8 protein-coding genes are annotated in these 12,095 nt (G+C 71.2%); 4 read left to right on the top strand and 4 right to left on the bottom strand.

The window, feature by feature from the left end; translation table 11 throughout:
• Positions 1–4 precede the first annotated feature (4 nt).
• On the bottom strand, positions 5–598 hold the full coding sequence (locus BLU81_RS01860; RefSeq protein ID WP_231954014.1) for a DUF1707 SHOCT-like domain-containing protein: 594 nt from the start codon (positions 596–598) through the stop codon (positions 5–7).
• A gap of 193 nt (positions 599–791) precedes the next feature.
• Here BLU81_RS01860 and BLU81_RS01855 point away from each other — a divergent pair, with 193 nt between their 5' ends.
• Both BLU81_RS01855 and BLU81_RS01850 read left to right on the top strand, forming a co-directional pair.
• On the top strand, positions 792–3,281 hold the full coding sequence (locus BLU81_RS01855; protein WP_092541013.1) for a DEAD/DEAH box helicase: 2,490 nt from the start codon (positions 792–794) through the stop codon (positions 3,279–3,281).
• A gap of 3 nt (positions 3,282–3,284) precedes the next feature.
• Positions 3,285–6,035, top strand: coding sequence for an AAA domain-containing protein (locus BLU81_RS01850; RefSeq protein ID WP_092541011.1), 2,751 nt, complete (start codon positions 3,285–3,287; stop codon positions 6,033–6,035).
• Here the strand turns inward: BLU81_RS01850 and BLU81_RS01845 are convergent.
• Genes BLU81_RS01845 through BLU81_RS01835 form a run of 3 tightly spaced genes read right to left on the bottom strand, consistent with a single transcriptional unit; the run spans position 6,025 to position 9,395 of the window.
• Entirely contained in the window at positions 6,025–6,852 is an 828-nt protein-coding gene (locus tag BLU81_RS01845) for a serine hydrolase (protein WP_092541009.1), read from the bottom strand. The genes BLU81_RS01850 and BLU81_RS01845 overlap by 11 nt on opposite strands.
• Before the next feature lie 36 nt (positions 6,853–6,888).
• The gene (locus BLU81_RS01840; protein WP_092541007.1) at positions 6,889–8,694 is read right to left on the bottom strand and encodes a sensor histidine kinase; all 1,806 of its coding nucleotides are present in this window, start codon (positions 8,692–8,694) and stop codon (positions 6,889–6,891) included.
• Positions 8,691–9,395 (bottom strand): response regulator transcription factor, encoded by a 705-nt coding sequence (locus tag BLU81_RS01835; RefSeq protein ID WP_197686366.1) that lies wholly within the window; start codon positions 9,393–9,395, stop codon positions 8,691–8,693. Before BLU81_RS01835 ends, BLU81_RS01840 begins: the two co-directional genes overlap by 4 nt.
• 154 nt (positions 9,396–9,549) lie before the next feature.
• Between BLU81_RS01835 and asnB the strand changes: the two genes are divergently transcribed.
• Both asnB and BLU81_RS01825 read left to right on the top strand, forming a co-directional pair.
• Positions 9,550–11,472 carry an asparagine synthase (glutamine-hydrolyzing) gene (asnB, locus tag BLU81_RS01830; protein ID WP_092541003.1) on the top strand — a complete coding sequence of 641 codons (1,923 nt, stop codon included), beginning with the start codon at positions 9,550–9,552 and terminating at the stop codon, positions 11,470–11,472.
• A complete protein-coding gene (locus BLU81_RS01825; RefSeq protein ID WP_092541001.1) occupies positions 11,469–12,080 on the top strand; it encodes a hypothetical protein in 612 nt (203 codons plus the stop codon). Before asnB ends, BLU81_RS01825 begins: the two co-directional genes overlap by 4 nt.
• Positions 12,081–12,095: the final 15 nt, after the last annotated feature.

The raw sequence follows: 12,095 nt of genomic DNA, 5'->3' as shown, positions 1-12,095 counted from the left end.
CGGTTCACAGGCCCAGGTTGTCGGAGAGCCAGTCCCGGACGGTGTTGTTGCCGGGGCCTTTGGAGCGGACTTCGACACTGCTGAACCAGGCGTTGACGCGGACCCGGACGACCGGGGTGCCGGGAAGTCGCGGGACGGCGGCGAGCCGCAGCTCCTCGGAGCTGAGGGCGCTGGTTCCGGTCAGTTCGACCTCGACACCCTCGGGGACGATGACGGTGAACTCACCGAACCAGCAGTCGCCCTCGATCTCGATGACGTCCTCGCCGGTGATCACGTCCCGCAGGTCGAGGTGGGTGGAGCCGAGCAGGGTGAAGACGCCGAGCCGGCCGGACTGCAACCGCCATCGGCCGCGCCGTTTACGCTGGCTGAGGACGGTGACGACCTTCTCGACGGTGCGGGCGGCGCCGACGACGGGGGTCGGGGCGAGCCCGTCGGTGGCCCGGGCCAGTTCGAGGTCGGTCGAGGCGGACCAGACGGCGCCGACTCGTACGCTGAATTCCTCCAGGGTGATCCGCCCGTCGCCGCACGCCTGCTGCAACAGCTCGGACACTCGCTCGCGGTCGCCGTCGGAGATCGGCGCCGGCACAGGTGATCCCACGCAGTGACCCTAACCACCGCGCGCTACAACCCGATCGCAACCGGTACCGCAACCGAGCGGGGCCAGAGTGACGGCCATGAGAGCACGTATCGTCGCGGGTGTCGCCGTGCTGGCCGCTCTGGTGACTCTGGCCGGTGGGATCGCCGGTCCCCTGTACGCCGCGTTCCGGGCGAGCTGACACACTTGTCAGATCATGACGCTGACCGATCGCCTCCCGGGCTCCGCCGAACCTGACGCCGTCTTCGACGCCTTTCAATCGTGGGTCGAGGAGCAGGGCCTGACCCTGTACCCGCATCAGGAGGAGGCGCTGATCGAGATCGCGACCGGCGCGAACGTCATCCTGAACACCCCGACCGGTTCGGGTAAGAGTCTGGTGGCCACCGGCGCGCACTTCGCAGCGCTGGCCAGTGACCGCACCACCTTCTACACCGCGCCGATCAAGGCGCTGGTGAGCGAGAAGTTCTTCGCCCTGTGCGCGGTGTTCGGCGCCCAGAACGTGGGCATGCTGACCGGTGACGCGAACGTGAACGCGGACGCCCCGATCATCTGCTGCACCGCGGAGATCCTGGCGAACCTGGCGTTGCGGGAGGGCTCGGACGCCGACGTCGGCCAGGTGGTGATGGACGAGTTCCACTTCTACGCCGAACCGGACCGGGGCTGGGCCTGGCAGGTGCCGCTGATCGAGTTGCCACAGGCGCAGTTCATCCTGATGTCGGCGACCCTCGGCGAGACGTCCCGGTTCAAGGACGACCTGACGGCCCGGACCGGCCGGCCGACCGCGGTGGTGGCGAACGCCGAGCGCCCGGTCCCGCTGATCTTCGAGTACGCGGTGACACCCCTGCACGAGACGATCGAGGATCTGCTGGAGACCCGGCAGTCGCCGGTCTACATCGTGCACTTCACCCAGATCGCGGCGCTGGAGCGGGCCCAGTCGCTGATGAGCATCAACATGTGCACGCGGGCCGAGAAGGACGCGATCGGCGCCGCGATCGGCAACTTCCGGTTCACCGCCGGTTTCGGGCGCACCCTGTCGCGGCTGGTCCGGCACGGGATCGGGGTGCACCACGCGGGCATGCTGCCGAAGTACCGCCGGCTGGTGGAGACTCTCGCGCAGGCCGGTCTGCTGAAGGTCATCTGCGGCACCGACACCCTCGGCGTCGGCATCAACGTGCCGATCCGCACGGTGCTGTTCACCGGCCTGTCGAAGTACGACGGTGTGAAGACGCGCCTGTTGAAGGCCCGCGAGTTCCATCAGATCGCGGGCCGGGCCGGGCGGGCCGGGTACGACACCATCGGCACGGTGATCGTGCAGGCTCCGGAGCACGTGATCGACAACGAGCGGGCGATGGCGAAGGCCGGCGACGATCCGAAGAAGCGGCGCAAGGTGGTGCGCAAGAAGCCGCCGGAGGGCCAGGTCGGCTGGGGCAAGCCCACCTACGACCGGCTGGTGGACGCCGATCCGGAGCCGTTGACCTCGTCGTTCCAGGTCAGCCACGCGATGCTGCTGAACGTGATGAACCGTGGCGGTGACCCGTTCACGGCGATGAAGCATCTGCTCACCGAGAACCACGAGGAACGCCCGGCGCAGCGCCGGCACATCCGGCGGGCGGTCGGGATCGCACGGGCCCTGATCGCCGGTGGGGTCATCGTGAAGAGCGAGGCCGGCCCGTACAAGCTGGTCGAAGATCTGCAGTTGGACTTCGCCTTGAACCAGGCGCTGTCACCGTTCGCCCTGGCCTGCCTGGAACTGCTCGACAAAGAGGCACCGGAGTACCCCCTGGACGTCGTCTCGGTGATCGAGTCGACCTTGGAGGACCCCCGCCAGATCGTCTCCGAGCAGCGCAAGAAGGCGCGCGGCGAGGCGGTCAACGCGATGAAGTCCGAGGGCGTCGAGTACGAGGACCGGATGCGCCTGCTGGAGGACGTGACCTGGCCGCAGCCGTTGAAGGAGATGCTGGACGCGGCGTACGAGACGTACCGTCGCGGGCAGCCGTGGGTGGCCGACTACGAGCTGAAGCCGAAGTCGGTGGTCCGCGACATGTACGAGCGGGCCATGACGTTCACCGAGTACGTGTCGTTCTACGGCCTGTCCCGGTCCGAGGGGCTGGTGCTGCGCTACCTGGCCGACGCTTACCGGGCGTTGCGCCAGACGGTGCCGGAGGACGCCCGCACCGAGGAGCTGACCGACCTGATCGAGTGGCTCGGTGAGCTGGTCCGGCAGGTCGACTCCAGTCTGCTCGACGAGTGGGCGCGCCTGCAGAACCCGACCGGTGACGAGGCCCCCGAGGTCCGGATCGACGACAAGCCGCCGGCGGTCACCCGCAACGCGCGGGCATTCCGGGTGCTGGTCCGCAACGCGATGTTCCGCCGGGCGGAGCTGGCCGCGCTGCGCCGCTGGGACCTGCTCGGCGAGTTGGATGCGGAGGCCGGCTGGACGTCGGAGCGCTGGCAGAAGGCGATCCAGGAGTACTTCGCGGAGTACGTCACGCTGGGCACCGGCCCGTCCGCGCGCGGTCCGGCGTTCCTGCACATCGACCAGGGCGCCACGATGTGGACGGTCCGGCAGGTGTTCGAGGACCCGAACGGCGACCACGACTGGGGTATCGAGGCGACCGTCGACCTGGCCGCCTCCGACGAGCTGGGTGCCGCCGCCATCACCGTGACGGCCGTCGGCCCGCACTGACCGGTGCATCCGTCGGACGTCCTCGCGGTCCTCGCCGATCTGGCCCCGGCCGGCACCGGCGACCGTGGCCTGGACGTGACCCGGGGCGGGCAGCCGCTGGTCTGGCTCACCGACGCGGAGAAGGTTCCGCGCCGGGCCGAGTCGGACCGGCTGGCAGCCTTGGACACGCTGCACCGCGAGGAACGGATCCTGCACCGGAGCTGGGGTTTCCTGGCCGGGCAGACGGACGTCGACGGGACCTCGCGCAAGGTCCGGGCGCCGTTGCTGAGTCAGCCGGTGCGGCTGGAACGGGCCCTGACCGGCTACCGGGTGGTGCCGGCCGGGGACGTGGAGATCACCCCGCTGGTCGGTGACCGGGAGTTGGCCGCCGCTCTGGAGTCCGCGCCGGGTCTGGCCACCGCCGGCTGGCTGGCGGCGATCGGCAGCCGGGCCTGGCTGACGTCGGTGGCCGAGGCGACCGGGTTGCCGTTCGACGCGGTCACCGAGACGACCGCGCGCCTGCCGAAGGACCGTCTGGTCCTGGTCGCGAAGGCCGGCCTGTTCGTGGTCCGGGACGTCTTCGGCGGCGGATTGCGGGACTCGCTGCTGACCTGGGCGGGCCGGGATCTGTCCGGAACGGCTCTGGCCGCGGTCTACGGCCCCGGCGAGCAGCCCGGGTCCGAGCCGGCGCGGGACCCGGCCCGGGACGCGCCGGTGGTGTCGCCGTTGCCGTTGAGCGCGGCGCAGGAGCGGGTGGTGGCGCGGGTGCGGACCGCACCGGTCACGGTGGTGTCCGGGCCGCCCGGCAACGGCAAGAGCCACACCGTGGTCGCGGCCGCCCTGGAGGTGGTGGCGCGGGGCGGTTCGGTGCTGGTGGCGACCCAGTCGCCGCACGCCGCCGAGGTGCTGGCCGGGTTGCTGGCCCGCTATCCGGGTCCGCGGCCGGTGCTGTTCGGCGACACCGGTAGCCGCGACGACCTGGCCACCGCGCTGGCGTCGGGCGCCGAGGAGGGCATCGGGTCACGGCAGTTGCGCGCCGACCGGCAGGCGGTCGATCACACCCTTGCGCTGGTACGTGGGGAGCGTGCCGCCTGCACCGAGGTTCTCCGCACCGAACAGTCGGCAGCCGGGCTGGCGGAGTTCGCACCGCTGCTGGCCGCGCTCGCCGCCGATGTGCCGGGCGCCTTCGACGACGACGTGGACCCGGCCGGGATGTCACGTCTGCTGGAGACGCCGGCCGGCACCGGCTGGTGGGGGCGGCGACGGGCCGAATCCGCCCGGAAGCGGGCGTTGCGGATTCTGCGCGTCTCTCCTGGCGTACCAGCGGAACGGGTGTCGATGGCTCTGGCCGCGGCCCGCGCTCAGCGGGCGGCCGCGCGGCTAGCGGTGACCGGCCGGGATCTCGCGTCCGGGCCGGACAGCGGTGGAGACCTCACGGCCCGGTGGGAGCGCCTGCACGCGGCGGAGGCGGCGCTGCGGGAGGCGGCCGGGACCGCGGTGCGGCATGCGGCGCGCAGTGCGAAACGGTGGGACGGTGACGGACGGCGAGCCGCGTCCGCCCTGGCCACGGCGTTACGGGCCGGGCGGAATCGGCGGCGGGAACTGCTGGCGCGGCTGGATGCGCCGCCGCTGGTGCGGGCGCTGCCGCTGTGGATCGGCACGGTCGCCGACGTGGAGGATCTGCTGCCCGCAGCGCCGGGTCTGTTCGATCTGGTGGTGATCGACGAGGCGTCGCACGTCGATCAGGTACGGGCGGCTCCGGTGCTGGCCCGGGCGAAACGGGCGCTGATCGTCGGGGATCCGCGGCAACTGCGGTTCGTATCGTTCGTCAGTGACGCCGGGGTCAGCGAGATCCTGGGCCGGCACGGCGCCGACGACCGCCTCGACGTCCGGCGGGTCAGCACCTTCGACCTGGCCGCCTCGGCCGCCCCGGTGACCTGGCTGAACGAGCATTTCCGCAGCGTGCCGCATCTGATCGGGTTCTCGGCCCGGCGGTTCTACGACGGCCGGATCTCGATCATGACGCGGACTCCGGCGGCCGACGCGGCGGACGCGATCGACGTGGTGCCGGTGACCGGGGACGAGGTTCCGGCGGCGGTCGCGGCGGTGGAGAAACTGGCCGCGGCCGGGTTCCGCAGCATCGGTGTGCTGACGCCGTTCCGGGCACAGGCCGACGCCCTGGAGAAGGCCCTGGTCGCGGCGTTCCGGGTGGAACGGATCGAGGAGCTGGGGCTGCGGGTCGGCACGGTGCACGCGTTCCAGGGCAGCGAGGCCGACGCGGTGGTGGTGTCGCTGGCCCTCACCGACGGTGACCCGGCCGGCCGCCGGCGTTTCGTCACCGACCCGCAACTGTTCAACGTGATGATCACCCGGGCCCGGCAGCGGCTGGTGGTGCTCAGTGCTCTGGGAACCGCCCCGGCCGGGTTGCTCGCCGATTTCCTGGGATACGCCACCGAGCCGCCGGACCGGGCGCTGCCGACGCAGGCGGCCCCGACCGGCTGGGCGGCCCGGCTGGCCACCGAACTGAACCGCCTGGAGGTGCCGGTCCGGCCGGGTTACCCGGTCGGTTCGTGGCGGCTCGACCTGTGTGTGGGCCCGCCGGAGTCGGCGGCCGGTGTGCTGTGCGGGGTCCACCCGGACGGCCCGGACGCCCATCTGGCCCGGCAGTCCGCCCTGCACCGGGCCGGCTGGCGGCTGGTGGACGCGTTCGGTTCCCAGTGGGGTGGCGACCCGCGGCGGGCGGCGCTGGAGATCGCCGCCCTGCTCAGTACGTGAGGTTTTCGCGGGTAGCGGCGACGACCTTCTCGACCAGGGCGATCCCGGCCTGTTTGCTGGTGTTGCCGTGCGAGAGCACGACGACCGAGACGTTGGTGGACCGGTCGTCGGAGACGAGGCGGCCGAGGGTGTTGACGATCCAGCGGCCGCCGTCGTCGCTGCGGCTGTCCCAGCCGTTCTTGACCGGGGCGTCCTCGCCGTCGCGGGCGGCGGACGGAACACCCCAGACCTGGTCGGCGTTCACGTTCGCCATCAGGTCGAAGGCGTACTGACGGCGGGCGACGGTGAGTTCGCTGGTGTCGCTGACCAGGTTGCCGAGCAGCCGGATCTGGTCGTCGGCGGTGGTCGTGGTCCGGCCCCACTCGCTGTCGACGGTGGTCTCCGTCATCCCGAGGCGCTGATCGCACGCGGTCAGCCCGGCGGCCGAGCCGATGCTGCCGAACAGTGCCGTGGTGGCGTCGTTGTCGCTGGCCCGGATCATCCGGTCGGCGCGGGTTCGTTCCTGCTCGGTCAGGGCTCGGTTCTGGTCCTGGGCGTGCAGCAGGACGCAGGCCAGGACCGACAGTTTGACGGCGCTGGCGGTCTCGAACCGGTCCGAGCCGCGGTAGGCGAAATCCTTGAGGTTCGCCTTGTCGAGGATCGCCACCGAGAAGTCCGGGGCGGTCTCGGCGATGTCGTCGAGGGCGTTCTCCAGCCGCCAGGCCTTGCGGGCCTCGGCGGTCAGCGGGGGCAGGACACCGGTCAGGACGAGGCCACCGGCCACGGCCAGGACCACCAGGACGGCAGCTAACGGGACAAGCAGCCTGTTTCGGAACATTCGCGATCTTCCTTCTCTCGCGGGACGCACGGAAGGCTACTGGAATGGCTGTCCCGGCGGTCTGGTGATCATCGGTAGCCGGGCGGTGAAGGTCGTCCCCACCCCCGCGGTGCTCTCCGCGTCCAGGCTGCCGCCCTGGTCGGCGATGATCCGGCGGGCGATCGTCAGGCCCAGCCCGGAGCCGCCGGTGGCCCGCTGCCGGGACAGGTCGGCGCGCCAGAACCGGTCGAAGACCCGGGACACCTCCTCGGCATTCATGCCGACGCCGGTGTCCCGGACGGTGAGGACCGCGTCCGGGCCGTCGCGGGTGACGCGCAGTTCGACGCGGCCGCCGGCGTCGGTGTAGCGGATGGCGTTGCTCATCAGGTTGCCGAGGACCTGCCGTATCCGGTCCGGGTCGGCGTACACCTCGACGGGCGCGGGCGCGTCGACCACCACGTCGATCCCGGCGGCCGCGGCGACGGCGCGGTGCGCGGTGGCGGTGGTGGCGGCGAGTTCGGACAGGTCGAGCGGTACCGGGTCGTATCCCAGTTCGCCGGCTTCGGCCTGGGCCAGGACCTGCAGGTCCTCCAGGATCCGCCGCTGCAGCAGGGTCTCCTCGTGCAGGGAGGCGAACAGTTCGGGGGTCGGTTCGATCACCCCGTCGGCCAGGCCCTCCAGGTATCCGCGCAGGTTGGACAGCGGGGTGCGCAGTTCGTGGGCGACGTCGGCGACCAGTCGCCGCTGGCGTTCCTCGCTGCGCTGCAGTGCCTCGGCCATCGCGTTGAACGCGCCGGAGAGGCGGGCCAGTTCGTCCTCGCCCCTGGTGGGCACCCGCACGTCGAGACGGCCGGCGGCCAGTTGCAGGCTGGCGCCGGTGAGCAGCCGGACCGGGCGGCTGACCCGGCGGGCGATCCAGGCGGTGCCGATGGCGGCGACGAGCAGCAGGCCGGCGGCCCCGAACAGGGCGGGCCGTTGCAACGGGGCGAGTTCGGTGTCCTGGCGGGCCCCGAAGAAGACCCGCACCGGGATCGCGGACGTGGTCACCGCCGCCCGGCTGAACCCGCTGTCGAGACACTCGCCGTACGCCTCGTAGGCCTGGTCGCATCCGGCGATCTCGTACCAGACCTCGTCGAGCCAGGAGTCGTCGGACAGAATCCGTTCGACGGTGGACTGCACGCAGCCGGGTTGCGCGGCGCGGCGTTCGCTGTCCAGATACGGCGACCGGCTCAGTATCAGCGACGGTGCGACGGTGCTCTTGTCGGCCATGCACCGCACCGAGGCGAGTGCGGCCCGGTACTGGGTGAGTTGCAGCAGTGCCCGGTAGGCCGGGTCGTCGCCGGTCGGGGTGACGTCGAACAGGCCGGCCGGCAGGTCGGGCCGGCTGCGCACAGGGAACCGGCCTTGCAGTCCGGTCTTGCGGAAGGCCTCGGCCTGCGGCGTGGCATCGGGGTTGCGCCGGGCGAGGACGGTGCCGCGCTGGTGCGCCGCGAAGACGGTCTCCTGGTCCAGGACGGGTTTGGCGTCGATGTCGGCGGGCAGCAGCTGGACCGGCCCGGCGGCACGGCCGTCGATGGTGTCGGAGTCGGCCAGTACCTCGTCGGATTCGCGGGTGACGATCCGGATGTGCAGGCCGGTCTTCTCGGCCTGCACGGCGGTCACCGAGTCGATGCCGTTCCACCGGCCGTTGAGTAGCCCGAAGGTCTGGACCGCTGCGACGATGTCGGCCTGGTGGCGGTCGCGAGCCTGTTCGGCGCGGGTCAGTTCGTGCCGGGTGAGGCTGAGGGTGAGCCAGGCGGTCGCCCCGATCGCGGTGCCGGTCACGACCAGCACGAGCAGGAAGATCCGCAGCCGGAAACTCACTGTTCGGCCATCCGGTAGCCACGGCCGTAGACGGTCTGCACGTACCGCGGCTCGGCGGGGTTGATCTCGATCTTGCGGCGCAGGTTGACCACGTGCGCGTCGACGGTCCGCTCGGACACCTCGTTCTCGAAACCGAACGTCTTGTCCAGGATCTGCCCGCGGGTGAAGACCCGGCCTGGTTCGCGGGCGAGCAGTTCCAGGATGCCGAACTCCTTGGCGGTGAGCCGGACCGGGGATCCGCCCACCCGGACCTCGAACCGGGGTGCGTCGACCTCGATGTCGCCGACCCGCAGCACCTCGGAGGCCTCGTTGCCGCGGGTGCGGCGCAGCAGGGCCCGGATCCGGGCGGTCAACTCCCGGGGGCTGACCGGTTTGGCCAGGTAGTCGTCAGCGCCGATGTCGAGTCCGAGCAGCATGTCGCTCTCCCCGGAGCGGGCGGTGACCAGCAGGATCGCCACGTTCGCGAGGCCCCGGTCGGAGTCGGCGCGCAGGATCCGGCACACGTCGAGACCGTCGACCTCGGGCATCATCCAGTCCAGCACCAGCAGGTCCGGACGCCGGGCCCGGGTCTGCTCCAGAGCCGCGCGGCCGTTACCCACGGTCAGCACCTGATGGCCCTCGCGTTCCAGGTACAGGCGGATCAGCTGGGCGTGCTTGGGATCGTCGTCGGCTACCAGGATGCGGGCGGTCACGGTTCGTATTCTGACCGAGCCTGTCCAGGGGGCCAAGAAATGCGAGGAACCGATGAAGATCAGGTCCCGGAATCGTGCCGGGCCGATTCTCCTCAGCTTCCGCACAAGTTCTTCACAGGTCGATGTCTACGGTCGCCTCCTCGAATCCGAAAGAGGTGTTGCGATGTGTGGCCTGAGCGCTTTCGTCAGCAGCCGGCCCGACGCCGGCCCGCTGGACACCCTGTTCATGTCGGCTTTCTCCGACGCCCTGGCGACCTTGCACCACCGCGGTCCGGACGACACGCAGATAGTCACCGGTGACGGTTACGCGTTCGGTTTCAAGCGGCTCGCGATCATCGACCGGGAACACTCGGTGCAGCCGCTGCAGTACGCGGACCGCTGGACCGTGGTGTTCAACGGCGAGATCTACAACTACCAGGAGCTGCGGTCGGATCTGATCCGTCAGCACGGTGCCACGTTCGCGACCGACGGGGACAGCGAGGTGCTGGCGGCGGCGTTCCACTACTGGGGCGAGGCGGCCCTGCCGCGGCTGCGGGGCATGTTCGCGTTCGTGGCCTACGACCACCGCACCGGCACCCTGCACGCGGCCCGGGACGCGTTCGGCATCAAACCGCTCTACGTCCTGGAGACCGCCGACGGGCTGCACCTGGCCAGCGAACGCAAGGCCCTGGATCCGTTCGCGGCCCCGGCCGGTGCGGCGCTGGACACCGAGGCGGTCGCGCACTACCTGACGTTCCAGTTCGTGCCCGACCCGATCAGCCTGCACCGGCACATCCGGCGGCTGCCGCCGGGCCACCGGCTGGTCTGGACCCCGGGTGGCGGGGTGCGGCTGCACCGCTGGTTCAAGCCGTCGCTGCGGCCGTTGCGGGTGCAGCCCGAGGTGGCGTACCAGGCGATCCAGGACGCCCTGACCAACAGCGTCCGCAAACACATGCACGCCGAGGTGCCGGTCGGCACGTTCCTGTCCAGCGGCATCGACTCGTCCGCGATCGCCGCCCTGGCGGCCCGGCAGAAGCCGGATCTGCACGCGTTCACCGCCGGGTTCGCCGCCCAGGGCTACTCGGAGATCGAGATCGCCCAGGACACCGCCGACCAGCTCGGCATCCGGCTCACGCCGACGGTCGTCACCGACGAGGACGTCCTCGCCCACCTGCCCCGGATCATCCAGCTTCTGGACGACCCGGTGGCCGACCCGTCGCTGATCCCGCTGTACTTCCTGGCCCGGACCGCGTCCCGGTACGTGACAGTGGTGCTCTCCGGTGAGGGCTCCGACGAACTGTTCGGCGGCTACACGATCTACCGGGAACCACTGTCGCTGGGCGGTGTCGAGAAGCTGCCGGCCGGAATGAAGCGCGGCTTGAAACACCTGGCCGAGGTGCTGCCCGAGGGGGTGCGGGGCCGGTCGTTCCTGGAGCGCGGCACCACCCCGATCGAACAGCGCTACTACGGCAACGCGCGGAACTTCACCCCCGAGGAGAAGGCCCGGCTGATGCGGTTCACCGCACAACCCCACACCACGATCACCGGCCCGTTGTACGCCGAGACCGCCGACGTGGACGACGTGGCCTCGATGCAGTACGTCGACCTGCACACCTGGCTGCCCGGCGACATCCTGGCCAAGGCCGACCGGATGTCGATGGCGCACAGCCTGGAACTGCGGGTGCCGTTCCTGGACCAGCAGGTCTACGCGGCCGCCGCCGGCCTGCCGACCGAGCTGAAGCTGCCGCACGGCTCCCAGGTCACCAAACACGCGCTGCGGGAGGCGATGAAGGGCATCGTCCCCGAGTCGGTACGCTCGGCCCGCAAGCTGGGTTTCCCCACCCCGACCCGGTTGTGGCTGCGCGGCCCGATCGGCGACTGGGTGGACCACCTGCTGGCCACCTCGCAGACCGGGCACCTGCTCGACCTGGAGTACGCGCGGGGACTGCTCGCCGAGCACCGGGCCGGCGACCACGACCGGTCCCGCAAGGTCTGGACGGTGGCGATGTTCTGCCTCTGGCACGCGATCGCGGTCGAGAAGTCGATCGTCGTGGCACCGCCGGAACTGCCCGCGCCCCGCCCCGGTTCCGTCATGATCGGCGGGTGACCGGTCAGCAGCGCACCCTGGACGCGGCGGCCGCCGACGCACGGTCGCCCGCCTGGGACGTCGTCTGGAACGACAGCTGCGACCAGGGGTTCGCGTTCGCCGGCAGCGAGCGGCTACTGCCGTGGCTGGCCCGGGTCTGCACCGATTTCACCCCCACCGACCGGGAACGGCCGCTGGTGCTGGCCGGTTTCCTGGCCCTGGACGCCGACGACCGCGGCCGGTTCACCGACGAGATCACCGCGCTGCGGCTGCTGACCCGGCAGAACCTGGAGTTCGGGGCCTCGGACGCCCGGATGTTCGTCTACCTGCAGCAGGCCGTCCTCGGGCTGGACGGCGACGAGACCTGGGGCCGCAGCCTGGACCAGCTCAGCGACGGCGAAGCCGACGTGGCCTGCCCGTGCTGCGACGGCGAACAGCTGATCTCCCTGGATCCGGGCGACTCCGCCGTCACGCCCGCGCTGACCGCCCCGCTCGCCACCCGGCTGCACGCCGAGTCCCTGACCGCCGGTTTCCCCGAGGTGGCGTCCGCGGTCGGCCTGCTGTTCGGCCACCTCGACTGCCCCGCGTGCGGCACCCCGTTCGACATCCCGTCCGCCCTGACCCGTTAGCCGCGGGGCGGGCCC

Source organism: Actinoplanes derwentensis, assembly GCF_900104725.1.
Lineage (GTDB): Bacteria > Actinomycetota > Actinomycetes > Mycobacteriales > Micromonosporaceae > Actinoplanes > Actinoplanes derwentensis.
The sequence above is the reverse complement of the archived record's forward strand: the minus strand, read 5'-3'. Positions and strand labels throughout refer to the sequence as shown.

Bases quoted from the DNA above. Each gene is read 5' to 3' on its own strand.
- BLU81_RS01855 (WP_092541013.1), top strand. From the start codon at position 792: ATGACGCTGACCGATCGCCTCCCGGGCTCCGCCGAACCTGACGCCGTC.
- BLU81_RS01845 (WP_092541009.1), bottom strand. From the start codon at position 6,852: ATGTTCCGAAACAGGCTGCTTGTCCCGTTAGCTGCCGTCCTGGTGGTC.
- asnB (WP_092541003.1), top strand. From the start codon at position 9,550: ATGTGTGGCCTGAGCGCTTTCGTCAGCAGCCGGCCCGACGCCGGCCCG.